Source organism: Gordonia jinhuaensis (assembly GCF_014639795.1).
Classification (GTDB): domain Bacteria; phylum Actinomycetota; class Actinomycetes; order Mycobacteriales; family Mycobacteriaceae; genus Gordonia_B; species Gordonia_B jinhuaensis.
This window is the reverse complement of the sequence record NZ_BMGC01000003.1, coordinates 113,346-138,519: the sequence shown is the minus strand read 5'-3', so window position 1 is coordinate 138,519 and position 25,174 is coordinate 113,346. Positions and strand designations below refer to the sequence as shown.

Here is a 25,174-nt window from a genome sequence, read left to right as displayed (position 1 = left end):
CGATGAGAGACTGTGGCCATGTCGACCTGGCGCTCCACGCTGCGACGGCTGCAGCGTCCCGGCATCGCGGTGGTCAGCACGATTGCCGCCGTCGCGATGGTGGCCTGCGTGATCGTGGTCCTCACGATCGGCCGATCACACGACTCCCCTCGCGCTCCCGGTGACCTGCGGTCGTATTCGGCCCCACCACAGCCGATGTGGACGATGAGCCCGGCCCAGGCCGCCGGGGTGGACCCCGCGCAATGGTCACCGGCGCCGCAGGTGGTGGGAGTGCACGGCGACAGGTGGCTGCTCACCTCACGCGGTGGCGACGGGAGCCGGGTCACCGAGGTGCGGGCGGAGACGGGCACACCCATCTGGTCGGGCGGACTCGACGTCGGACTCGGCATGTGCGCCTTCGACGACGCCGGTCACCTCGGCTGCGTCCGCCGCCCGTTGACCGCAACCACCGCCAGCTTCGGGCTCCTCGATGACAGCGGAAGGTTCCACCGGTCGGCCGACGTCGAGGACACCGCCGGAATGGTCGGTGTGACAGATGGTTTCGTACTCATGTCGAAGGTCGGCCACCGAGTGACCGGCGTCGGCACCGACGGCTCGACCACCTTCTCGACCACTCTGACCTCGCCGGCCACACTGCGCTGGTCGGATGCGACGCTCACGGCCGCACGCGCTGACGGCGGTGCCTCGATCCTCGACGCCGCTACCGGCGAGCAACGCTACAGCTGCACCTCGTGCACACTCACCACCTATCCCAGTGGCGTTGCGGCCGAGATCGATTCACCCGACGGCGACGCATCGAGTTCGGTGACGCTGCTCGACACCGCCGGACACATCACCGCAACCGAGACCGATACCGCACTGGTGGCCGGACCGTCGCCGCTACCCGTGCTCACAGGCGCCGGACCCACCACCGTATTCGCCGACCATGGCACCTACGAGGCGCGTGATCTGACACCGGGATCGGCCCGGCGATGGCGATCCGATAGCACAGACAACTCGAAATCCGGTGCGCAAGCGTGTGGTTCGATGTTCTTCCTCCCCAAGATCGACCGCAGTCGCCAGATCCTCGACCTCGGCTCCGACGACACGGTCGGCACCCTGGCGCAGGCCTCGGTGAACCGACCCGACACCGACCTCGACCAGCTCACCTGCCTGGGTAGCCACGGCCACACCGCGATCTTCACCGACACCGACACCATCACCGCCGTCGACGTCGCCCGGGGTCGGGTGAGCTGGCAACTACCGTTCAACGGCACGGTGGAGGTGGTCGACGGATATCTCGTGCTGCGCCAGGGGACCGAACTCAGCGTGCTGCAACCGAACTGAACGGCGGATATCAGCGCGGTTCAGCGTGGCGACAGGAAGGCCTGCAGCGCAGCCGAATACAGGCCCACATCTGCGGCGGCCATCATCTCGCGCGCGCTGTGCATCGCGAGCTGCGCGGCACCGACGTCCACCGTCTTCAGACCGGTGCGGGCGGCAGTGATCGGGCCGATGGTCGATCCGCACGGCAGATCCGCGCGGTGCACATAGCGCTGAAGCGGAACGTCGGCCTGTCGGCAGGCCAGCGCGAACAACGCCTCCCCCTCGGCATCCGAGGCATAGCGCAGGTTCTGGTTGACCTTGAGTACCGGGCCACCGCCGAGTGCGATCTGATGTGCGGGCTCGTGTCGGTCGGGGTAGTTCGGATGGGTGCCGTGGGCCATATCGCCCGACGCGCACACCGAGGCTGCCAGCGCGCGCAGGAAATCGGCACGATCACCGTTGTGCGACAACACTATTCGTTCGAGTGTGGTGAGCAGGAAGTCCGACCCGGCGCCACGTTCGGAGCCGCTGCCCACCTCTTCGTGGTCGAAGAGGGCCAGCACCCGCACCGCGGAGGTGTTGTCGCCGTCGAGCAACGCCCGAAGTCCGGCATAGCAGCTGCCCTGATTGTCCAGGCGCGGCGAACTCACCAGATCTCCACGCGCACCGGCGATTCGCGCCGGAGTGACGTCGTGGGTCATCAGCTCCCAGCCGAGCACGTCGGCCGGGTCGACGCCCTCGTGGTCGCACAACCAGTCGATGAACGAGCCGTCCTCGCCGAGCGACCAGATGCCGTTGACGTGACGCTGAGGGTCCGGGTGCACACCCTTGCGATCCTCGGACAGGTGGATGGCCAGCTGCGGCACCCGCAGCACCGGCTCGTCGACCTTCACCAGCACGGTCGTCACGTCGCCGCCGTGACCCACCGAGATCCGACCCGACACTCCCAGGTCGCGGTCGAGCCAGGAGTTCAGCCAGGCACCGCCGTAGGGTTCCAGACCGACCAGTGACACACCCGCAGAACGCAATTCGGGATGCTGTTTGAGCCGGAGGTTCGGACTGTCGGTGTGGCCACCGACGATGCGGAACGCCTCCGGAGCGGTACTGGCGTCCCAGGCGATGATCGAACCGCCGCGGACCACGAAATGCCGGCCCGGATCGTCGGGCCACACGTCGGTCTCGGCGAGCTGATGGAAACCCGCCGAACGCAGCGTGGCCGCGATCGTGTCGACCACGTGGAACGGCGACGGCGAGTCGTTGACGAAGGAGCACAGTCCTTGCGCCGTCGCACTGGTCGGGATGCTCACGCCGATTCGAGTACCGCGTCGAGCACCGAATAGAACAAACCCAGTCCGTCGTCGCTGGGCCCGGTCAGCGCCTCGGTGGCGTGCTCGGGGTGCGGCATCAAACCCACCACCCGGCCGTCCTCGCTCGCGATCCCGGCGATGTCGAGCATCGAGCCGTTCGGGTTGTCCCCGGCGTAGCGGAACACGATGCGGCCCTCGCCCTCGAGTTCCTCGAGCTTCTCCGGAGAGGCGACGTAACGGCCCTCCCCCGACTTGAGTGGGATGAGGATCTCGGCGTCGCGGTCGAATCGTGAGGTCCACGCAGTCCAGTTCGACTCGACCTTCAGCCACTGGTCGCGGCAGATGAAGTGCAGGCCCTCGTTACGGGTCAGCGCGCCGGGCAACAGACCTGCCTCGCAGAGGATCTGGAAGCCGTTGCAGATGCCCAGGACCGGCATGCCCTTGCCGGCGGCCTCGACCACCGAACTCATCGCGGGTGCGAAACGCGCGATGGCACCGGCCCGCAGGTAGTCGCCGTAGGAGAAGCCGCCGGGCACGATCACCGCGTCGACACCCTTGAGGTCGGCGTCGGCGTGCCACAGCGCGACCGCTTCGCCACCGGCGTTGCGGACCGCACGGGAGGCGTCGACGTCGTCGAGGGTCCCGGGGAAGGTGATGACACCGATCCGCGCGCTCACGACCGGGCACCCTGAGCGTCAGGCACGCGGGTGACCGCGAAGTTCTCGATGACGGTGTTGGCGAGCAGTTCCTCGGCGATACGCTCGAGGTCGGCGTCGTCGACCGAGTCGTCGACCTCGAGTTCGAAACGCTTGCCCTGCCGGACGTCGACGATGCCGGAGAATCCCAGTCGGCCCAGAGCTCCGACGATCGCCTGCCCCTGCGGGTCGAGGATCTCGGCCTTGGGCATCACGTCGACCACCACTCGCGCCATAGCGGTTTTCCCCTTCTTGTCACTACCGTCATCCGAAGCGCTGCCCGTGATCGGAAAGTACTGCCCGTCGCCGGAAGCACCACCGTCGTCGCAGGACAGTCGCTGCACTACGCTGCGGGTTCACTGTACCCACCCGCGGTGCGCCCTCACGCGACGGTGACGTCGATCTCCGGGGTGGACGTGACGCTGATCTCGGTGCCGCCGACGCCAGGGGCCGACGCGAGATCGGCCAACCGGTCGGCATAGGTCGCCGGACGCAGGCCGTGATGCAGTGCGACATCGACACAGTCGCATAACGTGCGCGCGACGAGCGGTTCCCCCAGGTGCCTGGCTGCGACGTGCAGTCGCACCACCCCACCGCGTCGCGCGGTTCGGCCGGCGGTGCGCATGAGCATGCGCAGCCACCACGCGTCGTCAGGGAACCCGTCACCGATTCCGATCACCCGACCGCGCACCTGGGTTCCCGACCGCAGGTCCTCGACCACGCCGAAGCCTGCGTTCACCCTGAACCCGACGGCCGGCAGAGCGGCCACCGCACCGGGTGAGGCGCTCCACCTCGGGGCGGCGAAGATTCTGGTGCGCAGGCCCGCCTGCTCGAGTGCGCGATCGGCGGCGGTGAGCCGAAGCATCGCCTCATGTCGGGAGATGGTGGCGAACTCAGCACGCCGCTGCCGTGTCGAAGCCTGGTCGTAGCCGTGCAGCACCACCGCATCGGCCGGGGTCCTCCCGCTCCCGATACGGCGGGTGCGCAACCAGTCGCAGGTGGCACTGTCCTCACCGAGCCGGTATCCGTGCTTGCGGCGCGGGGCGACCAGCCACGACAGCGGCAGTCCACGCTCACCGAGTGCATTCGCGAACTCCGCCGAGCTGGTGAGCGTGCGCTCGCGCAGACCCGACACCGAGACGACCAGCAGACCCGTCATGGTGGTCAGTGTGACCGGTCATGGTTGTGCGCCGGTTGCCACCACATGGCGACCGGCGGAACTCCTCACATCACGAGGCGAGCGCGCCCTCGATCGCCTCGATGACCTCCGGTGATTCCGGTTCGGTCCGCGGCCGGAACCGGGCGATCACCGTACCGTCGGAGCCGACGAGGAACTTCTCGAAATTCCAGGCGATGTCCCCGGCCTGTCCGTCGGCATCGGTCGCCTGGGTGAGCTCGACGTAGAGCGGGTGTCGGTCCTCGCCATTGACGTCGGTCTTCTCCAGAAGGGGGAAGGTGACCCCGTAGGTGGTCGAGCAGAAGGTCGTGATCTCCTCGGCAGTGCCGGGTTCCTGACCGGCGAACTGGTTGCACGGCACACCGAGAACCGTCAGTCCGCGATCTCCGTACGTCTTCGCCAGCTGTTCGAGTCCGGTGTACTGTGCGGGGTCAGCCCGCACTTACTTGCGACGTTGACCACCAACACCGGGCCGCCGAAGGCACCCAGCGTCGTGGTCTGTCCGTCGATCGTCGTCAGGGGAATCGTTTCGATGTCGGCCACGCCTGCGAGGGTATCCCCGGAACCCGACATCACGCCGACGATCAGTGCTATGGATCATAGTACGATCGTCATGTGATCCATTCGGTCAATAATTGAGTTGGTCGCAACAGTTGCAGCACCGTAACTTTTGCGGAGTGACGAGTAGTTCACTTCAGGAAAGCGTGGGCGGGTTCCCGGTGCCGTCGAACCCGGTGCCGACCACCCCGCAACGCGCTCCGTCACCGGAAGAGACATCGGCGATGCTGTTCGATTTCATGGCCCACCTGGGGTGTATCTCCGATGCCCGGGCACTCGATTCGATCATGCATACCGAGCTGTCGTTGTCGCACTTCCGGGTGTTGATGCAGTTACGCCTCTACGCACACCCCGTGCCACTCCACGAGCTCGCCGAGGCGACGTCGTTGTCACTGGCGTCGACCGGACGCAACGTCGACAAGCTGGTCCATCTCGGACTGGTCGACCGACGGGAGGATCCGCGCGACCGGCGGGTGAAGCTCGTGAGCGTCACCGAGAAGGGCCGCCACGAACTCGACGAGATGTCCGGGCGCCGCGACGACGCGGTCCGCGAGATCCTCCGACAACTGCCCGTCGATCTCCGCGTCGGGCTGCACCAATCCCTCGACGCCATCGTCAACGGGGGCTTCTGGGACTGCCCACCGGGCGCCTCCCATCCCACCCGTATTCCACCTGCCCGTAACACCGACACCGAAAGCGAACACGGCGTATGAGCCAACAATCCACGCAGACGACGACCGGCGGTTCGTCGGAGAAGATCGACAAGGCGGTCATCCGGATCGCGATCGTCGTGGTTCTCGGCGCGATCATGTCGATCCTCGACACCACCGTCGTGTCGGTCGCGCAGAACACCTTCCAGACCGAGTTCCACACCAGCGCCGCCAACGCGGCGTGGACGGCCACCGGCTACACCCTGGCGCTCGCTGCGGTGATCCCGCTGTCGAGCTGGGCAGCGGCGCGGTTCGGTACGCGCAAGATCTATCTGATCTCCATCGTGCTGTTCGTCCTCGGATCGGTGCTGTGTGCGCTGGCCTGGAACATCGGCTCGCTGGTCGCCTTCCGCATGCTGCAGGGTGCCGGCGGCGGCATGCTCATGCCCGTCGGCATGATGATCCTGACCCGCGCCGCCGGACCCGAACGGGTCGGCTCGGTGATGGCCGTGCTGGGTATCCCGATGCTGCTCGGCCCCATCCTCGGCCCGATCCTCGGTGGTCTGCTGATCGAGTACGCATCGTGGCACTGGATCTTCCTGATCAACCTGCCCATCGGCATCCTGGCGTTCATCTACTCCTATGTGACGCTGCCCGGCGGGGAGGAGACGTCGAAGCCGACCTTCGACTTCGTGGGTCTGCTGTTGCTGTCGCCGGGTCTGGCGATCTTCCTCTACGGCGTGTCCGAGAGCAATGCCGCGGGCACCTTCCTCACCGCGAAGGTCCTGATCCCGATGGCCGTCGGCGCGGTGCTGATCATCGCGTTCGTCTTCCACTCGCTGCGCGGCAAGAACCCGCTGCTGGACCTGCATCTGTTCAGGAACAAGACGCTGCGCTGGGCCGTCATCACGATGACGCTGTTCATGATCGCCTTCTTCGGCGCGATGCTGCTGTTCCCGCAGTACTTCATCGGTGTGCGCGGCGAGTCGACGCTGATGGCCGGACTGCTGGTGGCGCCACAGGGGCTGGGTGCGATGGTCACCATGCCCATCGCCGGGCGGATGACCGACCAGATCGGACCGGGCAAATTCGTCCTCGGCGGCATCGTGCTGATCGTGGCCGGCATGACCACCTTCGTCTTCCTCGGCGCCGACACGTCGTACTGGCTGCTGTGCAGCGCACTGTTCGTGATGGGTCTGGGCATGGGTATGACGATGATGCCGATCATGTCGGCGGCACTGGCCACACTCACCGCCGACAAGGTCGCCGATGGATCGACGCTGATGAACGTCGTCCAGCAGGCCGCCGCATCGATCGGCACCGCGGTCATCTCGGTGATCCTGGCCTCGCACCTCAAGTCGAGTCCCACCTCGGGGATGGCGATCCTGTCGAACACCGACCCGAAGACCTACGACAAGCTCGCCGGCGCGCAACAGGTCCCGGCCACCCCGCCGCATGAGTGGTTCGAGTCGGCCGCGAATGCGTTCGGCGACACCTTCATCGTGGCGGTGGTGCTCATCGCGATCACCTTCCTGCCGTCGCTGATGCTGCCGCGCAAGCGGATCGCCAACAGCGACGCCAGCTCGGCACCGGTCGCCATGCACTGACCGCGCCCGCGCCCGTACACAGATGACATGGCTCCGGGTCGCCGACCTCCTATACGGGGTTGGCGACCCGGAGCCATGTCACTGATGTACTCGGTTCCGCGCGCTGCTATGCCGCACCGCTCTGCCGGAGCAGCCAGGCGTATTCGAATGCGGTTTCCTCCCACTGCTTGTAGCGGCCGCTGACGCCGCCGTGGCCCGCCGACATCTCCGTCTTGAGCATGATCGGTGCGTCGCCGACCGTCTTCTCCTGCAGCCGGGCAACCCATTTGGCCGCCTCGGTGTAGAGCACGCGGGTGTCGTTGAGTGAGGTCTCGGCGAGGATCGCCGGATAGGACAGCTCGTCGACGTTCTCATAGGGCGAATACGACTTCATGTACTCGTAGACTTCCTTGCTCTGCAAGGGGTTTCCCCACTCATCCCACTCGATCACCGTCAGCGGCAGCGACGGGTCGAGAATCGAGGTGAGCGGGTCCACGAAGGGCACCACCGCGAGGATGCCGTTGAACAGCTCCGGCGCGAGATTGGCGACCGCACCGATCAGCAGACCACCCGCCGATCCGCCCTCGGCCACCAGTTGCGACGGTGTGGTCCACCCGGTCTTGACCAGATGCCGAGCCGAATCGACGAAGTCGGTGAAGGTGTTCTTCTTCGTCAGCGTCTTGCCGTCGTCATACCAGTGCCGACCCATCTCCCCGCCGCCACGGATGTGGGCGACGGCGAACACCATCCCCCGGTCGAGCAGCGACAGCCGCGACACCGAGAACGACGGATCCATACTCGACTCATAGGAGCCGTACCCGTAGAGCAGCAGCGGTGCGGGCTTGTCGATCCCCTTGCGGTACACCAGCGACAGCGGGATGCGCGTGCCGTCGGCGGCCACGGCCCACTCGCGGTGCTGTTCGTAGTCGTCGGGGTCGTACCCGCCGAGGACGGGCTGGCGTTTGAGCAGGAACCGTTCGCCGGTACTCACCTCGAGTTCGAAGACCTCGGTGGGCTCGATGAAACTGGTGTAGCCCAGGCGAAGTCGCGGGGTGTGCCATTCCGGATTCGCCGCAAGCCCGGCGCTGCACAGCTCGGCGTCGAACTCCACCTCGTCGAAGACGATGTTGTGTCCGTGCGCGCCGAGATCGGCGATCGCGACCTTCGGCACTGCATCGGCGCGATAACTGAGCACGAGGAACCGTTCGAAGGCCTCGATGTCCTCGATCCGGATCTCCGAATCATGCGGCACCAGCACCTCCGAATGCGCGGGATCGTCCACGGGCGCGATACGCACCTCGAAGTTCTCGGCATTCTCGTTGTGCAGGATCAGGAGTCGGTCCTCGCCGTCGATGACGGCGTGTTCCACGCCGTACTCCACGCCCTCGCGTCGGGGTAGGACCACCTCGAACGAACCGGTGGGGTCATCGGCGGCGAGCAGATGTACCTCGGAGGTGATCTTCGAGCCCACCGAGATCACCAGATACGCGTTCGACCGCGTGGTCCCGATACCCACCCAGAACCGCTCGTCGGGTTCGTGGAACACGGTGACGTCCTCGGTGCCGGCGCCGATGTCGTGGCGCCACACCGTGTTCGGGCGCCAGGCCTCGTCGACGGTCTGATAGAACACGTGCTGCCCGTCTGCCGACCAGACCGCGCCGGGCGCGGTGTCGGTGATGACGTCGGCGAGGAACTCACCGGTGGTCAGATCCTTGAATCGCAGCGTGTAGCGCTCGTCGCCGACGGTGTCGACGCTGTAGGCCAGCCGGTTCCCGTCGTCGCTGATCGAGAAAGCCCCGAGGCTGTAGAAATCGGTCTCGGCCGCTTCGACGTTGGAGTCGAGCAGGATCTGTTCACCCGGAAGCGTCTGCCCTTCGGCGATGTCGGGCGGGGTCCAGTCGTCCTCGGCGGCGATCGGCGCGCGGGCGCGGATGGCGTACTGCTTACCTTCCTCGGTGCGCGCGTAGTACCAGAACCGGCCACGCCGCGTGGGCACCGACATGTCGGTTTCCTTTGTGCGGCTTTTGATCTCGTCGTAGATCTGACCCCTGAGGTCGGCAAGGTCCGCGGTCTGGGCCGCGGTGAACGCATTCTGCTGTTCGAGGTAGGCGATCACCTCGGGATCGTCCTTGTCGCGCAACCACTCGTACTCGTCGATCACGGTGTCGCCGTGATGAGTTCGCTTGAAATCGACCTTCTTGGCTATCGGGGGTGTCACCTGTCCTGCGGTCATGGTCAGACTCCTTTCGGCCAGTCGGCGAACGAACGGCCCGAGATCCGCTCATAGGCCTCGATGTAGCGTGCGCGGGTGCGTTCGGCGATGTCGACGGGCAGCGACGGTGGCTGCTCTCCCGACGAACGATCCCATCCGGATTCAGGACTGGTGAGCCAGTTGCGCACGATCTGCTTGTCGAAACTGGGCTGCACCTGACCCTCGGTGTAGGTCTGCGCATCCCAGTACCGCGACGAGTCGGGGGTCAACACCTCGTCGGCCAGCACCAGTGTGCCTTCCTCGTCGAAGCCGAACTCCAACTTGGTGTCGGCGAGGATGATGCCGCGTGATTCCGCCACTCCGGCACCGGTGGCGTAGATGTCGAGGGTGGCCTCACGCAGCCGCGTGGCGACGTCGGCGCCGACCCGCTGGGCGGTCTGGTCGAACGAGATGTTCTCGTCGTGGTCGCCGAACTCGGCTTTCGTGGCCGGGGTGAAGATCGGTTCGGGTAACCGGCTCGCCTCGACCAGGCCGGCCGGGAGTTCCACCCCGCACACCGCGCCGGTCGCGCGATAGTCGATCAGACCCGAACCGGTGAGGTAGCCGCGGGCCACGCACTCCACCGGGACCATGTCGAGTTTGCGGACCACCATCGCCCGGCCCACCACCTCGGCCGGGATCCGGGGATCCTCCGGTCCGCCCGCGAGGTGATTGGGCACACCGAGTTCGTCGAACCAGAAGAAGCTCATCGCCGTGAGCACCCGCCCCTTGTCGGGGATCGGCGTGTCGAGGATGTAGTCGTAGGCGGAGATCCGGTCGGTGGACACCATCAGCAGGGTGTCGTCGTCGATGGAGTAGAGCTCGCGAACCTTGCCTGAACCGATGTGGGGATAGGAATGCAGTGGCGGGCGCATGAGTCGAGGTTAGACGGTCAGTCCACGCCGGCTCGTCTGCGCCGCAGGCCTGCGGATCGGACAGGTCGGTCGGATCCGACACTCCGACCCGACCAGGGCGTGACAGGCGAGGGCCGGTGATGCACGCTTGACCACATGAGCACCCCGGAGGCGTATGCGTCGCGTCGGCCGCGCATCCGCATCGTCTACTGCACACAGTGCAACTGGCTGCTCAGGGCCAACTGGATGGCCGCCGAGATCCTCAACACCTTCGGTACCGACATCGGCGAGGTGACCCTGGTGCCCGCGACCGGCGGGGTCTTCCGCATCGAGGTCGACGACACCCTCGCCTGGGAACGCGCCCGCGACGGCGGCTTTCCCGACGTGGTTACACTCAAACGCCTTGTCCGCGACATCGCCCTGCCCGAATGGAATCTGGGTCACGGCGAACCGCGGACATCGATGTCCGCGCACGACACGACCAGCTGAAGGGGCACCCATGAGTACCTCCACCACCGGTGACGTCCGCGCCGCGCAGCGCATCCTCGCCGATGCTTTCACCCGCATGGACGATCTCGCCGAGGAGCTCACCGCGTCGATCGACGACGTCGTCGCCAAGTACCGCCCCGACCCGGAGTCGAACTCGATCGCCTGGCTGGTGTGGCATTCGGCGCGTGTGATGGATGACCACGTGTCCGAACTCGCCGGCAAGCCTCAGCTGTGGGACACCTGGCGGGAGAAATTCGATCTGCCGTTCGGGCCCGAGGCGACCGGCTACGGCCAGCGCCCCGCGGATGTGCGCAAGGTGCACCCTGATCTCGACAAGCTCTACGCCTATTTCCACGCGGTCTACGAGCGGGTGATCGAGTACATCGAGTCGCTGACACCGGAGGAACTCGACCGGGTGGTCGACCGCCGCTGGGATCCGCCGGTGACCGCGTCGTCGCGGCTCGTCAGCGTGCTCGGCGACGTCACCCAGCATCTCGGTCAGGCCTCGTATGTGAAGGGCCTCGCCGAGCGCGCCGACGCCGACTGAGTCTCTCAGCCCGGGCACAGTCCCGGGCCGCGTGTCACGCCGCGGCGGCCTCACCCCGCGCGAGCAGTCGCGCATAACGCCCGCCTCGCGCGAGAAGTTCGTCGTGGGTTCCCTGTTCGGCGATCTGCCCGTGGTCGAGCACCACGATCTGATCGGCGTCGCGGATGGTCGAGAGCCGGTGGGCGATGGTGATCGTCGTACGACCCGCACTCGCCGCATCGACTGCCGCCTGGACCGCGCGTTCGGTCTCGTTGTCCAGAGCACTGGTCGCCTCGTCGAGCACGAGGATCCGAGGATCACGAAGCAGCGTGCGCGCCAACGCGATCCGCTGCTTCTCCCCGCCGGAGAACCGATAGCCGCGCGCACCGACCAGCGTGTCGTATCCGTCGGGCAGACCCATGATCAGATCGTGCACCTGCGCAGCTCGGGCAGCCTCCTCGATCTGCTCATCCGTCGCATCAGGACGGGCGTGGCGCAGGTTGTCACGGATACTGGCGTGCAGCAGGTAGGTCTCCTGCGACACCACACCGACGATGGTCGCGAGATCACCCAGCGCCATGTCGCGCACGTCCACGCCGTCGATACGCACCGCACCGGAGTCCACATCGTGCAGACGTGACACCAGCGAGGCCAGAGTGGTTTTACCCGAACCGGTTTCGCCGACCAGTGCCAGCGAGCCACCGGCAGGCAGATCGATGTCGATATTCGACAGCGCATCGCGATGGGCACCGTCGTAACGGAACGACACGGTGTCGAACTGCACCGAACCTCGCGGATCATCCACTGCCACCGGGTGATCCGGGTCGGCGATGGTCACCGGCAGATCGAGGTATTCGAAGATCCGGCTGAACAGCGCGAGTGAACTGTTGATCGACACACCCACGTCGAGCAGGCTCATCAGCGGGCGGAACAGCGCCGCCTGCAGCCCGGTGAAGGCGACGAGCGTGCCGATCGTCATGCCGCCCGAGGTCGCGGGCAGCCCGGCGATCAGATAGAGCAGTGCGGGGATCGTCGCGAAGATGATGTTCATTGTCGCCATCCGCCACCGACCCGACAGCTGTGAGCGGACCTCGAGGTCGACGAGCGTGCGTGAGGTGTCGGTGAAGCGTTGCGCCAGAACGGGTCCGGCGCCGAGCGTCTTGGCGAGCTGGATGCCGCCGATCGACAGCGACTCCTCGATCTGGGTCTGCATGTCGGCCAGCGTGCGCTGACGGCGGGTGGTGATCTCGCGGCGCATCTTCGCCACCGTGCGCGTGAGCCAGATGGCCGGCGGCAACACGATGAGCGACAGCAGCGAGAGCTGCCAGCTGAGGACCACCATCGCGACGACGGTGCCGACAACGGTGGTGAGGTTGGAGGCCACCGAGGTGGCGGTGGTGGTGACGACGGTCTGCATCCCGCCGATGTCGTTGGTGAGCCGGCTCTGCACCTCTCCCCCGCGGGTGCGGGTGAAGAAGCCCAGCGACTGGCGTTGCAGGTGGGCGAACACCTTGGTGCGCAGGTCGTGCATGACGCGCTGACCGACGGTGGTGGAGATCCAGGTCTGCAGGACGCCGAGGATCGAGCTGACGACGGTGATACCGATCATCGCGACCACCGCCCACACGAGCAGCGTGACGTTGCGCTCGGGGATCGCATGGTCGATCACGGCACGGACCAGGAAGGGGTTGGCGAGTGTGATCACCGACGAGGCGACGATCAGGATCATCACCACGGCGATACGCAGCCGATAGTTGCGGAAAAGCGCAGCGACGCGGCGCAGGCTCACCGGGTTCTCGTCGAGTTGGGCGCGGTCGGCCGGATCGAGCCGGGCCGGACCGCCGCGGCCGCCGGAGGGCATTCCCGCAGGTCGGGTCATGGGTGGTGAAGTTGTTGTTCGCGACGTCGTCGCATGTTGGGGGCTCATCGATCGAACCACCCCTTTCTGTCGATTGCTGAGGTTTCCTCACAGAGTGTAGCCGGTTATTGAGGTAAACTCATCAATGTGTCAGATCATTCCACTGATGCCGACCGGGAGTCCGACCGAGAGACCCTGCGCGACCTGGTGATGACCACGGCGCGCGCCCTGCGCCGCCGCTGGTTCGGCAACCTCGATCCGTGGGGACTGTCCCCGCATGAGGTGCGGGCGCTCATGGTCGTCGACAGGCTCGGCACCCCGCGGCTGGGTGAGGTCGCCCGACGGCTGCACATCGCGCCGCGCTCGGCCACCGAGGTGATCGACCGCCTCGACGAACGCGGGCTCACCGAACGACTCCCCGACGAACACGACCGGCGCGCCCGCTGTGTGCGCACCACCGAGGCCGGACGACACATGCTCACCGAACTGCGCGCGGCGCAAGGTGTGGGAGCAGACGACTACTTCGCGGTGCTGTCGGAGGACGAGCGCGAGCAGCTCGCCGGGCTGCTGCGCAAACTCACCGACGCGCAACCGCCAGACGATGATCACCGGCATGCAGACCTCCGCGGGCACCGTAAGCACATCTGAGACTGGCGCACAACAGTTGTCGTCGGTGCGGTCCTCGTTCTTCCACTCGTGCACAGCACGCTCTAGCGTCGCGTCGTCACCCCCGACAACACGCCACACCGACGACACGCCACAGGAGTCGACCCGCATGTCCACCGACCAGAACGCGACCACCGACGAGAACCCCACTCCGCACTACGCCTTCGAGACCAACCAGATCCACGCCGGACAGACCTCCGACGCCACCACCCGCGCGCGGGCCCTGCCGATCTACCAGACCACGTCGTTCACCTTCGACAACACCGACCACGCCGCGTCCTTGTTCGACCTGTCGGCGACCGGTCACACCTACACCCGCATCATCAATCCGACGCAGGATGCGGTGGAGGCGCGCATCGCGACCCTCGAGGGCGGCGCAGGCGCTCTGCTGGTCGCCTCGGGTCAGGCCGCCGAGGCGCTGACCATCCTCGGACTCACCCGCGCCGGCGGACATGTGGTGTCGAGCCCCTATCTGTACGGCGGCACCTACAACCTGTTCCACTACACGCTGCCCAAGCTGGGTATCGAGGTCAGTTTCGTCGACGATCCCGACGACCTCGACCAGTGGCGTGCGGCGATCCGCCCGAACACCGCCGCGTTCTACGGTGAGTCGATCGCCAACCCGCTCAACCACATCCTCGACATCGAGGGCATCTCAGAGGTGGCCCACGACAATGGGATTCCGCTGGTCGTCGACAACACCGTCGCCACTCCGTACCTGCTGCGCCCGATCGAACACGGCGCCGACATCGTGGTGCACTCGGCCACCAAATACCTCGGCGGACACGGCACCGCGATCGCCGGCGTGATCGTCGATTCGGGGACATTCGACTGGACCCAGGGCCGCCACCCCGACTTCACCACCCCCGACCCGAGCTATCACGGACTGGTGTTCGCCGATCTCGACCTGCCACCGTTCGTCACCAAGGTGCGCGTGCAGCTGCTGCGTGACCTCGGATCAGCCGTCTCGCCGTTCAACGCCTTCCTCATCGCCCAGGGCATCGAGACACTGAGCCTGCGCGTAGAACGCCACGTTGCCAACGCCGAGCGTGTCGCCGCCTTCCTCGCCCAACAGCCCGAGGTCGAGAGTGTCGCCTACGCCGGACTCGACTCGTCGCCGTGGCATGAACGCGCCCAGGCGCTGCTCCCGCGCGGTGCGGGTGCGATTGTCACCTTCGAGCTCGCCGGCGGTGTGGATGCGGGCAAGAAGTTCGTCAACGCACTGACCCTGCACAGCCATGTGGCCAACATCGGCGATGTGCGCTCGCTGGTGATCCACCCCGCCTCGACCACCCACTCCCAGCTCACCCCCGAGGAACAGCTCGCCGCCGGCGTCACCCCGGGCCGGGTGCGATTGTCGGTGGGGATCGAGAACATCGACGACATCCTCGCCGACCTGACGCAGGGGCTGGCCGCGGCGGCCGAATGATCGGCGCTGCTCGGCCGCGGCCGAACGATCGGCGCTGCCCGACCGTTACGATCGTGGCCGATGACCAGCCGTGATGACAGCCGCACACCCACTCTCGTCGTGCTCTCGGGGCTACCCGGGGTCGGCAAGACCACCCTGGCACGCATGGTCGCGGCACAGATCGGCGCGATCCACCTACGCCTGGACACCATCGAATCCGCGCTGGTGAGCGGGGGTGTGATCGAGCGGGCCGGCGGCTGGGAGGCGGTGCCCGACGCCGGATATCGGGTGGCCTATGCGATGGCCGGCGACCTGCTGCGCACCGGCCACAGCGTGATCGCCGACAGTGTGAACCCGCTGCCCGTCACGCGGGCGGCGTGGGCGGCGGTGGCCTTGTCGTCTCGGATACGGCTGGTCGAGGCGGAGGTGTACTGCAGTGACCCCGACGCCCACCGCCGCCGGGTCGAGCAACGAGTCTCCGACCTCGACGGACTGGTCGTGCCCACCTGGGCGCAGGTGACCAGTCGCGAGTACGAGCCCTGGGATCACGACGTGCTGCGCGTCGACACCGCCGACGGCACAGAACATGCCGCAGCCGTTCTGGCCACAGCGGTGCGCTGACCGCCGCGAGTCGGGCTACAGAATCGGTGCCGGGGTGTACTTCGCCGCGTCGGGGTTGGCCTCCACCAGCGCCTCGACGGCGGCGATCACGTCGGCGGTCTGGGCCTGCGCGGCGCCGATGAAGGCCGCCTTGTCATCGAGCAGGGCGTCGAGGTCGGCGCGGTCGAGCGGAATGCGCTCGTCGGCGGCGAGACGGTCGAGCAGGTCGGGTTCGCGACCCTCCTCGCGCATCGCGAGCGCCACGGCGACCGCGTTCTCCTTGATCGCCTCGTGTGCGGTCTCGCGCCCGACACCCGCACGCACCGAGGCCATCAGCACCTTGGTGGTGGCCAAGAACGGCAGATAGCGGTCGAGTTCGTTGGCGATCACCGCCGGATAGGCGCCGAATTCGGCAAGCACCGTCAGGAAGGTCTCGAGCATGCCGTCGATGGCGAAGAAGGCGTCGGGCAGTGCGACCCGGCGCACCACCGAACAGAACACGTCGCCCTCGTTCCACTGCGCTCCGGCGAGCTCGGCGACCATCGAGGCGTAGCCGCGCAGCACCACCTGCAGGCCGTTGACGCGTTCACAACTGCGGGTGTTCATCTTGTGCGGCATCGCCGAGGACCCCACCTGACCGGGCGCGAAGCCCTCGGTGACCAGCTCCTGACCGGCCATCAGACGGATGGTCTGGGCAAAGGACGACGGTCCGGCGCCGAGCTGGACGAGCGCGGAGACCACGTCGTGGTCGAGCGAACGCGGGTACACCTGCCCCACCGAGGTGAACACGTGCGCGAAGCCCAGATGGTCGGCGATACCGCGTTCGAGGGCGGCGAGCTTGTCGGCATCGCCGTCGAGCAGGTCGAGCATGTCCTGCGCGGTGCCCATCGGCCCCTTGATGCCGCGCAGCGGGTAACGGTCGATCAGCTCACGGAGGCGGCTCAGCGCCTGCAGCACCTCGTCGGTCGCCGAGGCGAAGCGCTTGCCCAGCGTGGTGGCCTGTGCGGCGACATTGTGACTGCGGCCGGCCATCACCAGCTCGGAATACTGCGCGGCACGATCGGCCAGCCGCGCCGCCACGGTTATCCCGTGCGAGTAGATGTACTCCAACGACTGCTTGATCTGCAGTTGCTCGACGTTCTCGGTCAGGTCCCGGCTGGTCATGCCCTTGTGGATCTGTTCATGACCGGCCAGTGCGTTGAACTCCTCGATCCGCGCCTTCACGTCGTGGCGGGTGACCCGTTCACGGTCGGCGATCGAGGCGAGGTCGATCTGGTCGACCACCCGCTCGTAGTCGGCGATGACACCGTCGGGGACGTCGATGCCCAGGTCGCGCTGCGCGGACAGCACCGCGATCCACAGGCGGCGCTCGAGGGCGATCTTGTACTCGGGCGACCACAACCGCGACATCTCCGGAGAGGTGTAGCGAGCGGAAAGGACGTTGGAGATGGTGGGCTTGACCTCACCGGACACACTGTCGGCCACGTGCCCATTATGACGGTGCACGCCTGACCGGGACCGCGGGGTCACCAGCCGACGGGCAGATCCCCTCCCGAACCCGCCTCGGCGTGCTCGGCCCTGTCGGTGTCGGCCCTGTCGGTGTCGGGCTGGTCGGGGTGGGGCTGGCCGGTGGTGTCTGGGTCGGGTCGGTCGGCAGACGCATCCGCTGCCGGCGACGGTTCGACCGACGCCGGCGCGAGATCGTCGATCACGTCGCAGAGCGCCAGCCGCATCGCGGTGACGATGTCACGGTCGTGTTCACTCAGTGCCACGGCCACACTGCCGTGTTCGATGGCGACCAGGGTGGCCACTCGATCGACGTCGCTGTCGCGTCCGCAGCGTGCGAGCACGTCGTGATGGATGTCGTAGAGCAGTCGCTGATGGGCGATCAGGGTCGGCGCCAGCCGCGGCGATCGCGAGGCGAGCACCATCGCCTCGACCCGCGCGGTGAGCGCCTGGAGATCGGGATCGGGTCCGATCATCACCTGCGCGAGGATGCTCGCGGTGGCGTCGCGTCCGCGCCGTGCGGTGGTGAGTGAGTCCGCACGCGCCGAGATCGCGGCCAGATCGGCGCGACAGGTGTGCGCGACCGCCTCCACCACGAGGTCGTCGATCGACTCGAAGTAGTACGTGGTCGACGCCAGCGGCAGATCCGCGCGGGTGGCCACGGCGCGATGACGGATCGCGTCGCTCCCACCTTCACAGAGCAGTTCGCCGGCCGCCGCGATGAGCCGCGCACGACGCCGCATGCCTTTGGGAGTAGCGGCCGAGGTCACAAAGCGTCATGCTGCCAAATCTCGAACCGACAACAGCCTGAATTCGCGATATTGGTGAATTCATGGCGGACGGAACCCATTCTTTCGGACAGTTGTGCAATTGCCGGAGATTGTGGTGATCGAATTGAAGCGGTGCCGCGTTCCCCCGACCGAGAGCCGCTGCGGGGTCCGATTCACCTGGTGAGAACGGGTTCGAGACGCGCCAGTGCTGCGCGGACTGTTTCGGTGGACCCCGCGAACGACATCCGGATCGTCTGATGGCCGGTCACGGTGTCGAAGTCGACACCGGGTGCGATCGCCACCCCGGTCTCGGCCAGTACCGACTCACACCACGACAGCGAATCGTCGGTGAGATGGGAGATGTCGGCATAGATGTAGAAGGCGCCGTCGGGTGGGGCGATCTCGGTCAGCCAACAGTCGGCGAGTCCCTCGAGCAGGACGGCGCGGTTGGTGGCGTAGCGAGCCACGTGGGCGTCGAGTTCTGTCCTGGCCTCGTCGCCGAATGCGGCCAGCGCCGCGTACTGGGAGATCACCGGGGCGCAGATGGTCATGTTGGCGGTGAGCCGCTCGACCGGTCGCCGCAGGTGCGCGGGTACCAGCATCCAGCCCAACCGCCATCCGGTCATCGAGTGGTACTTCGACACCGAGCCGACCACCGCGGCTTGCCGGCTGGTCTCCCAGGCACAACTGGTCGCGCGACCGTAGCTGATGCCGTGGTAGATCTCGTCGGAGATCAGCAGGGTGTCGTGATCGTCGCACCAGCGGGCCAGCTCCGCGATCTCCTCGGGGTGCAGGATCGTGCCGGTCGGGTTGGCCGGGCTCGCGACGATCACCCCCGCCGGTGGCTCGGTCAGTTCGTCGAGCATCGCCGCGGTCAGGCGGTAGCCGACCTGCGGCCCGCAGTCCAGTTCGACCACCCGAACCCCCAACGCCGAGAGTGTGTTCCGGTATGCCGGGTATCCCGGGCGTGCCATCACCACGGTGTCACCGGCGTCGAAGGCGGCCAGGAACAGCAGGGTGAAGGCACCCGAGGATCCGGTGGTGATCACCACGTCGTCGACGTCGACCGAGATGCCATAGCGCCGTGCGTAATCCGCGGCGATCGTGGCCCGCAGCGAGGCAAGCCCCACCGACTCGGTGTACCCGAGGATCTCGGTGTCGAGTGCGGCATGTGCGGCCGCTCGCACCGCGGCCGGTGCGGGGGTGGAGGGTTGTCCGGCTGCCAGCGACAACACGTCGCGACCTTCGGCGACGCGCTGCGCGGACGCGGCGAGCACATCCATCACATGGAACATCTCGACGGAGGATCGGGTGGATTCGTTGCGCACGAGTCGAGCCTAGGCGTCGCCGATCGGCGAAACGGTCACGTGAGAGCGTCGTTGGCGACATATATCGCCAACGACGCTCTCAGGTGACTGATATGCACACCGTTCAGAAGGAGATGCGACCCTCTTCGGCGGCCAGGCCGATGTCGGAGCGGAAATGCGAACCCAGGAGCTTGATCTGGGCGAGCCGCTCATAGGCCTGGGCGCGGGCGGCGGCGAGGTCGGGACCGGTGCCGACGACGCTCAGCACGCGTCCACCCGCCGACACCACGCGTCCGTCGTCGGCCAGTGCGGTACCGGCATGCAGCACGCCGTCGGTGTCGGCGCCGGAGATCACATCACCCAGCCGCGGTGTGCCGGGATAGTTCTCGGCGGCGAGAACCACCACCACCCCCGACCCCGATTTCCACTGCAGCTCCGGCAGTTCGGCGAGCGTGCCGGTGGCGACGGCGTTGAGCGCCGCACCGAGCGGGGATTCGAGCATTGCCAGCACGGCCTGGGTCTCGGGATCGCCGAAGCGGCAGTTGAACTCGACCACCGCCGGTCCGTCGGCCCCGATGGCCAGCCCGGCATAGAGCAGTCCGCTGAACGGCACCCCCCGACTCGACATCTCGGCGGCGACCGGCTCGACCACCTCGGAGACGATGCGATCGACCATCTCCTGCGGGAGCCACGGCAGCGGGGTGTAGGCGCCCATGCCGCCGGTGTTGGGGCCGCGGTCGCCGTTGCCGACCCGCTTGTGGTCCTGCGCGGGCAGCAGTGGGACCACGGTGGTGTCGTCGACGAGACAGAACAGCGAGACCTCGGGTCCGTCGAGGAAGGATTCGAGCAGCACCGGATGACCGGACTCGAGCACGTCGGCGGCGTGGGAGCGGGCCTTGGCGCGATCGGTGGTGACCACCACTCCCTTGCCGGCGGCCAGCCCATCGTCCTTGACCACCCAGGTGGGGCCGAAACGGTCGAGCGCGCCGTCGAGTTCGGCAGGCGAGTCGACCACCTCGGCGCGCGCGGTACGCACCCCGGCGGCGGCCATCACATCCTTGGCGAAGGCTTTCGATCCCTCGATGCGCGCCGCCTGCGCCGACGGACCGAAGGTGGCGACACCGGCCTCACGCAGGGCGTCGGCGACGCCGAGGACCAGCGGTACCTCCGGGCCGATCACCACCAGGTCGGCACCGATCTCCCGAGCCAACCCGACCACCGCCTCCGACGAGGTGGGGTCGACGGCATGGTTGGTGGCAACGGCCGCCGTGCCGGTGTTACCGGGGGCCGCATGCAGGTCGGTGACCGACGGGTCGCGGGACAGCGACAGGAGCAGCGCGTGCTCCCGGCCTCCCGAACCGATGACGAGTACTCGCACGTGTGCGCACTTTACCGGTGATCGGCCCCGGCCCGAACCCCCACGTGGTCCAGGCCGGGGCCTCTCCTCACCCCTGGGTCCCTCAGCCCTGGGGCCTCAACCCTTGGGCTGGGTGAGGTCGTACACCGTGACGGTGCCGACGGTCCTGGCGGTGAAGGTCGACTCCACCCAGTCCCGGATCTGCGCGGAGGTACCCGAACCGCTCGACCCGCCGAAGCCGCCACCGGCGATGTAGTAGTAGATGCGGTGTTCGGCGACGTAGCGCTGGAACTGCGCGAGCGTCGGCGACGGGTCGGTGCCGTTGAAGCCACCGATCGGCATCACCGACCGTTCGACCGCCAACTGGTAGCCCGAAGCCGTGTTGCTGCCGGTGGCAGCGGCGACCCAGGTGTAGCTCGACGGCACCGCCTCGAGCAACGACGTCATCTCCGCCGACGGACGTGAGCCATCGAGAAGACCGCCGCCGGGTCCGCCCATGCCGCCGAATCCCTCGCTGCCGGTCATACCGCCGGCAAATCCACCCTGGGTCGAGCCGCCCTGGGTCGAGCCACCGGGAGCGGGCATGCCGTTCATACCGCCCTGCGCGTTGCCGCCGCCGGGACCACCCGGCACACCGCCACCCTGAGGACCGCCACCCTGAGGACCGCCACCCTGAGTGCCACCCGCACCCGTACCGTTCGCTGGACCCATACCGTTTCCGGTGCCCCCGAACATGGTCGGCCCGACGCGACCGCCGCGCCAGTGGCCGCCGGGACCGAATCCGCCCATCGTGCGCGGACCCGCCGACGGGATGGATCCCTCATGTGCGGTGGCCAGGGTGTCGACGGTGTAGGCGGTCGGGCCGGCCAGCCCCACGAACAGTGCGAGTGCAGCACCGATCATCGCGACCGACCGGATGCCGGGGATCATCACGATGAGTGCGCCCAGAGTCGCGGCCAGCAGGATGAGATACCGCAGCCACGGCACGAAATCACTGGCCCGGCCCAGCAGCACGAACGACCAGATGCCGGTGATCAGCACCGTCGCGGCGACCACCACACGCACCCACCAGCGCTCGCGCGCACGCCACGCCATCCATGCACCGCCGCCGATCAGTGCGGCGATCGCCGGGGCCAGCGCCACCGTGTAGTACGGGTGGAAGATGCCGGCCATGTAGCTGAACACGGCCATCGTGACCAGCAGCCACAATCCCCACACCGCGAAGTAGGCGCGACGCAGGTCGGTGCGGGCGGCCTTGCCGCACAGCACGATCCCGAGTACGCCGAGGATCAGTGCAGCGGGGATCAGCCAGGAGATCTGGCCGCCCTGCTCGGGCTGGAACATCCGGAAGAAGCCGGTCTGCCCCCACATGCCACCGCCGCGCCGGCCCGCGCCGCCGGGGCCGCCCATACCGCCCGGGGCACCTGCGAAGCCGGTCGCATAGCCACCGCCGGTCGCAGCGGCGTCGCCCGTCCCGCGCCCGGGGACCACACTGCCGGTCTCGTCGCCGGAGAGCCGACCGAAGCCGTTGTAACCGAACGTGAGCTCGAGAATCGAATTGTGCTGCGAGCCACCGATGTAGGGGCGGGAGTCCTTCGGCCACAGTTCCACGGTGAGAATCCACCAGCCGGCGCTGACGACCATCGCGGCCAGTGCGGCGACCAGATGTCCCAGCCGGATGAGCCACGTCTTGCGACCGAAGGCCAGATAGGTGATCGCCAACGGCGGGATCACCAGGAACACTTGCAGCTGTTTGGTGAGGAAGCCGAATCCGACGAGGACGCCGGTGAGCACCATCCACCGCACGCGCCCGTCCTCGATGCCCTTGAGTGTTGCGGCCACCGCGCCGATCATCAGCAGCACCAGCAGCGCGTCGGGGTTGTTGAAGCGGAACATCAACGCCGCCACCGGCGTCAGCGCCAGCGTGATGCCGGCGAGAAAACCTGCCGCCGGGCCGAAGTACTTGCGGCCCATCCAGTAGAGCAACCCCACCGACGCAACGGCCATCAGCACCTGCGGCACCAGGATCGACCAGGAATTGAGGCCGAAGATCCGCACGGCGATACCCGGGATCCAGAGCGACATCGGCGGTTTGTCGACGGTGATCGAATTCGCCGCATCCGAGGAGCCGAAGAACCACGCCTTCCACGACTGCGACCCGGCCTGGATCGCCGCGGAGTAGAACGAATTGGCCCAGCCGTTGGCCGAGAGGTTGCACAGATAGGCGACCAGTGTCGCGATCAACAGGACCGCGACACCCACGGGCTCGGCGAACCGACGCGCCGAGACGGCGGACCGATCGGTCCGCCGCCTCGGGGTGCCGGTGCTCTGGTCTTCGCGCGAGAGCGCATCGCCACGGGCAGTGCCGTCGCCCACGGACACCGTCATACCGTCACCCCGTTCGTGGGATCGTCGGATCCCAGATGTGTACGGAACACCCAGCGCAGCGCGACGAACCGCGTCAACGTGGCCACCAGGTTCGCGATGATGAGCACCGCCAGCTCCACATGCTTCCCGGCCTCGGGGAACCAAGCGTGCAGTGCCGCAAGCGAACCCGCGGTCAGCGCCCATCCGAACAGGAACACCCCGATGCCCTGCAGATGATGACTCATCGCGCCCTTGCGGCCGTGCACCCGGAAGGTGAAGCTGCGGTTGGCCGCGGTGTTGAAGACCGCGGTGATGAGCAGTGCGGTGAAGTTGGCCGCCTGCGACCCCATCGACGGATGCAGCAGCAGGTAGAGCACCGCATAGGCGATGGTCGAGATCACGCCGATCACGCAGAACCGGGCGAGCTGACCGACCATACCCCTCGGCACGCCTTTGACCTGCGGGTCGGTCAGCTCGGGTCGGCCGATCGAGTCGCGCAACTGAGCGACCGGCAGATCCCCGTTGGCCAGCGCGCGCGCCACGCGCCAGCAACCCTTGAGGTCCTCGGTGGCCGTGGAGACGATGTCGACCTTCGAATTCGGGTCGTCGATCCAGTCGACGGGTACCTCGGCGATCCGCAGGCCGATGCGCTCGGCGAGCACCAGCATCTCGGTGTCGAAGAACCAGCCGGTGTCGCGGACCAGTGGCAGCACCTGCCGTGCGACGTCGGTGCGCATGGCCTTGAACCCGCACTGGGCATCGGAGAACCTGGCTCCCATCGCGGTGCGCAGGATAAGGTTGTAGCTGCGAGAGATGAACTCCCGCTTTGCTCCTCGCACCACCCGCGACGAGCGGGCCAGCCGCGAGCCGATCGCCACGTCGGAGTGTCCCGACAGCAGCGGCGCGACCAGCGGCATCAACGCGTTCAGGTCGGTCGACAGATCCACGTCGACATAGGCGACCACGTCGGCGTCACTGGATCGCCAGGTGGCATTGAGTGCACGTCCGCGGCCTTTCGCGTCGAGGTGGACCACCCGGACCATCTCGGGCATCTCCTCGGCCAGCTGCACGGCCTCGGCGAGGGTGTGATCGGCCGACGCGTTGTCGGCGACGGTGATCCGTGCGCTGTAGGGCGTCTGGTCGCGCAGGTGGGCGGCCAGGCGCATCACACAGCTGCGCAGATCCTTCTCCTCGTTGTAGACCGGCACGATGACGTCGATCTGCGGGTGGGCGGGAGTGCGGTCGGCCACCACTGTCATCTGATCCACTGGATCAGGCTCACCCGTCGCGGCCCAGCGGTTGATGGTCTCAGCTGTCATGGCACCGATGTTCGGTTGCCCAGCTGTCTGCGCTCTGCGCTCGAACTGTCAGATTGCTGTGAGACTTTCTTACCGCTGACCTCGGGTTACGCCGATGTAACCGAGTCGCCTGATCGGTTCGACAGCAGGTGCGAAAACGCCCTCAGGCGCGGCCTGTCAGGCAGCGCCCCAGTCAGGCAGTGGCCCTGTCGGCATATCCGAGGTCGGCCAGCGCCGCGCGGATGCGTTCGGCGGCATCGTCGAGGGCGGCCGGATCCGGGTTCTGCTCGGCCTTGGTGAGGTCGAAGGATTCCAGCGTGTGCGCCGGGAACACGTGCAGGTGCACGTGGGGTACCTCGAGGCCGGCGATGAGCAAACCCATCCGCGGTGCGTCGAACGCCGTCGCCGAGGCCTGCCCGACGATCTGGGCCACCCGGCTCAGATGGGCGAACAGGTCGGGATCGAGCTGTTCCCAGTGATCGACCTCCGCACGTGGCACCACCAACACATGCCCGGGGGTCACCGGATTGATGGTGAGGAATGCGACCACCTCGTCGTCACGCCAGACGAAGCGTCCGGGGAGGTCGCCGTTGATGATCATGCTGAACACCGATGCCATGGGGCCGATGCTATCCCCCG

General features: G+C 67.2%; 22 protein-coding genes and 1 pseudogene. 8 read left to right on the top strand and 15 right to left on the bottom strand.

The features are described 5' to 3' along the window. Nucleotides 1-18: 18 nt before the first annotated feature. On the top strand, nt 19-1,326 hold the full coding sequence (locus IEW22_RS03265; protein ID WP_188585155.1) for a hypothetical protein: 1,308 nt from the start codon (nt 19-21) through the stop codon (nt 1,324-1,326). Between the two features lie 20 nt (nt 1,327-1,346). On the opposite strand, the gene IEW22_RS03260 is transcribed toward IEW22_RS03265, so the two are convergent. The 5 genes and pseudogenes from IEW22_RS03260 to IEW22_RS03240 all read right to left on the bottom strand — a co-directional run bounded on the left by IEW22_RS03260 (nt 1,347) and on the right by IEW22_RS03240 (nt 5,057). Then, a complete protein-coding gene (locus tag IEW22_RS03260; RefSeq protein WP_188585154.1) occupies nt 1,347-2,612 on the bottom strand; it encodes a M18 family aminopeptidase in 1,266 nt (421 codons plus the stop codon). Further along, the gene (purQ, locus tag IEW22_RS03255; RefSeq protein ID WP_188585153.1) at nt 2,609-3,289 is read right to left on the bottom strand and encodes a phosphoribosylformylglycinamidine synthase subunit PurQ; all 681 of its coding nucleotides are present in this window, start codon (nt 3,287-3,289) and stop codon (nt 2,609-2,611) included. Before purQ ends, IEW22_RS03260 begins: the two co-directional genes overlap by 4 nt. Beyond that, a complete protein-coding gene (gene purS, locus IEW22_RS03250) occupies nt 3,286-3,543 on the bottom strand; it encodes a phosphoribosylformylglycinamidine synthase subunit PurS (protein ID WP_188585152.1) in 258 nt (85 codons plus the stop codon). Before purS ends, purQ begins: the two co-directional genes overlap by 4 nt. A gap of 146 nt (nt 3,544-3,689) precedes the next feature. Beyond that, nucleotides 3,690-4,466, bottom strand: coding sequence for a DUF2334 domain-containing protein (locus IEW22_RS03245; protein WP_188585151.1), 777 nt, complete (start codon nt 4,464-4,466; stop codon nt 3,690-3,692). A 70-nt stretch (nt 4,467-4,536) separates the two neighbouring features. After that, a pseudogene (locus IEW22_RS03240) lies at nt 4,537-5,057 on the bottom strand (glutathione peroxidase). A gap of 104 nt (nt 5,058-5,161) precedes the next feature. Here IEW22_RS03240 and IEW22_RS03235 point away from each other — a divergent pair. Both IEW22_RS03235 and IEW22_RS03230 read left to right on the top strand, forming a co-directional pair. Next, entirely contained in the window at nt 5,162-5,755 is a 594-nt protein-coding gene (locus tag IEW22_RS03235) for a MarR family winged helix-turn-helix transcriptional regulator (RefSeq protein ID WP_188585150.1), read from the top strand. Continuing rightward, nucleotides 5,752-7,299, top strand: coding sequence for a DHA2 family efflux MFS transporter permease subunit (locus IEW22_RS03230; protein WP_188585149.1), 1,548 nt, complete (start codon nt 5,752-5,754; stop codon nt 7,297-7,299). Before IEW22_RS03235 ends, IEW22_RS03230 begins: the two co-directional genes overlap by 4 nt. A 106-nt stretch (nt 7,300-7,405) precedes the next feature. Here IEW22_RS03230 and IEW22_RS03225 read toward each other — a convergent pair whose 3' ends face one another. Both IEW22_RS03225 and IEW22_RS03220 read right to left on the bottom strand, forming a co-directional pair. Next, nucleotides 7,406-9,511 carry a S9 family peptidase gene (locus IEW22_RS03225; protein ID WP_188585148.1) on the bottom strand — a complete coding sequence of 702 codons (2,106 nt, stop codon included), beginning with the start codon at nt 9,509-9,511 and terminating at the stop codon, nt 7,406-7,408. Nucleotides 9,512-9,513: 2 nt separating this feature from the next. Then, nucleotides 9,514-10,404 (bottom strand): phosphoribosylaminoimidazolesuccinocarboxamide synthase, encoded by an 891-nt coding sequence (locus tag IEW22_RS03220; protein ID WP_188585147.1) that lies wholly within the window; start codon nt 10,402-10,404, stop codon nt 9,514-9,516. A 135-nt stretch (nt 10,405-10,539) separates the two neighbouring features. Between IEW22_RS03220 and IEW22_RS03215 the strand changes: the two genes are divergently transcribed. Together IEW22_RS03215 and IEW22_RS03210 are read left to right on the top strand one after the other, a co-directional pair. Continuing rightward, nucleotides 10,540-10,872: a SelT/SelW/SelH family protein gene (locus IEW22_RS03215; RefSeq protein ID WP_188585146.1), complete on the top strand. Its 333-nt coding sequence runs from the start codon at nt 10,540-10,542 to the stop codon at nt 10,870-10,872. Between the two features lie 10 nt (nt 10,873-10,882). After that, entirely contained in the window at nt 10,883-11,419 is a 537-nt protein-coding gene (locus IEW22_RS03210) for a mycothiol transferase (protein WP_188585145.1), read from the top strand. A gap of 34 nt (nt 11,420-11,453) precedes the next feature. Here IEW22_RS03210 and IEW22_RS03205 read toward each other — a convergent pair whose 3' ends face one another. Further along, nucleotides 11,454-13,259, bottom strand: a complete 1,806-nt coding sequence (locus IEW22_RS03205) for an ABC transporter ATP-binding protein (protein WP_373284125.1) — start codon at nt 13,257-13,259, stop codon at nt 11,454-11,456. A 207-nt stretch (nt 13,260-13,466) separates the two neighbouring features. Here IEW22_RS03205 and IEW22_RS03200 point away from each other — a divergent pair, with 207 nt between their 5' ends. From IEW22_RS03200 to IEW22_RS03190, 3 genes are all read left to right on the top strand, one after another. Continuing rightward, nucleotides 13,467-13,904 (top strand): MarR family winged helix-turn-helix transcriptional regulator, encoded by a 438-nt coding sequence (locus IEW22_RS03200; RefSeq protein WP_188585255.1) that lies wholly within the window; start codon nt 13,467-13,469, stop codon nt 13,902-13,904. A 127-nt stretch (nt 13,905-14,031) separates the two neighbouring features. Further along, nucleotides 14,032-15,351 (top strand): bifunctional o-acetylhomoserine/o-acetylserine sulfhydrylase, encoded by a 1,320-nt coding sequence (locus IEW22_RS03195; protein WP_188585143.1) that lies wholly within the window; start codon nt 14,032-14,034, stop codon nt 15,349-15,351. A gap of 60 nt (nt 15,352-15,411) precedes the next feature. Continuing rightward, complete coding sequence (locus IEW22_RS03190; RefSeq protein ID WP_188585142.1) at nt 15,412-15,951, top strand: AAA family ATPase; 540 nt, start codon at nt 15,412-15,414, stop codon at nt 15,949-15,951. 15 nt (nt 15,952-15,966) lie between these two features. Here the strand turns inward: IEW22_RS03190 and purB are convergent, their stop codons facing one another. The 7 genes from purB to IEW22_RS03155 all read right to left on the bottom strand — a co-directional run bounded on the left by purB (nt 15,967) and on the right by IEW22_RS03155 (nt 25,154). Then, the gene (gene purB / locus IEW22_RS03185) at nt 15,967-17,415 is read right to left on the bottom strand and encodes an adenylosuccinate lyase (protein ID WP_268235457.1); all 1,449 of its coding nucleotides are present in this window, start codon (nt 17,413-17,415) and stop codon (nt 15,967-15,969) included. A 41-nt stretch (nt 17,416-17,456) separates the two neighbouring features. Beyond that, nucleotides 17,457-18,206 carry a TetR/AcrR family transcriptional regulator gene (locus IEW22_RS03180; RefSeq protein WP_308421350.1) on the bottom strand — a complete coding sequence of 250 codons (750 nt, stop codon included), beginning with the start codon at nt 18,204-18,206 and terminating at the stop codon, nt 17,457-17,459. Between the two features lie 173 nt (nt 18,207-18,379). Further along, nucleotides 18,380-19,534 (bottom strand): aminotransferase class I/II-fold pyridoxal phosphate-dependent enzyme, encoded by a 1,155-nt coding sequence (locus IEW22_RS03175; protein WP_188585141.1) that lies wholly within the window; start codon nt 19,532-19,534, stop codon nt 18,380-18,382. 103 nt (nt 19,535-19,637) lie between these two features. Further along, nucleotides 19,638-20,891, bottom strand: a complete 1,254-nt coding sequence (gene purD, locus IEW22_RS03170) for a phosphoribosylamine--glycine ligase (protein ID WP_188585140.1) — start codon at nt 20,889-20,891, stop codon at nt 19,638-19,640. 96 nt (nt 20,892-20,987) lie between these two features. Next, nucleotides 20,988-23,258 carry an ArnT family glycosyltransferase gene (locus IEW22_RS03165; RefSeq protein ID WP_188585139.1) on the bottom strand — a complete coding sequence of 757 codons (2,271 nt, stop codon included), beginning with the start codon at nt 23,256-23,258 and terminating at the stop codon, nt 20,988-20,990. Continuing rightward, the gene (locus tag IEW22_RS03160) at nt 23,255-24,556 is read right to left on the bottom strand and encodes a bifunctional glycosyltransferase family 2/GtrA family protein (RefSeq protein WP_188585138.1); all 1,302 of its coding nucleotides are present in this window, start codon (nt 24,554-24,556) and stop codon (nt 23,255-23,257) included. The genes IEW22_RS03165 and IEW22_RS03160 overlap by 4 nt, the downstream gene beginning before the upstream one ends. A gap of 172 nt (nt 24,557-24,728) precedes the next feature. Beyond that, nucleotides 24,729-25,154 (bottom strand): HIT family protein, encoded by a 426-nt coding sequence (locus IEW22_RS03155; RefSeq protein WP_188585137.1) that lies wholly within the window; start codon nt 25,152-25,154, stop codon nt 24,729-24,731. Between the last annotated feature and the right edge of the window lie 20 nt (nt 25,155-25,174).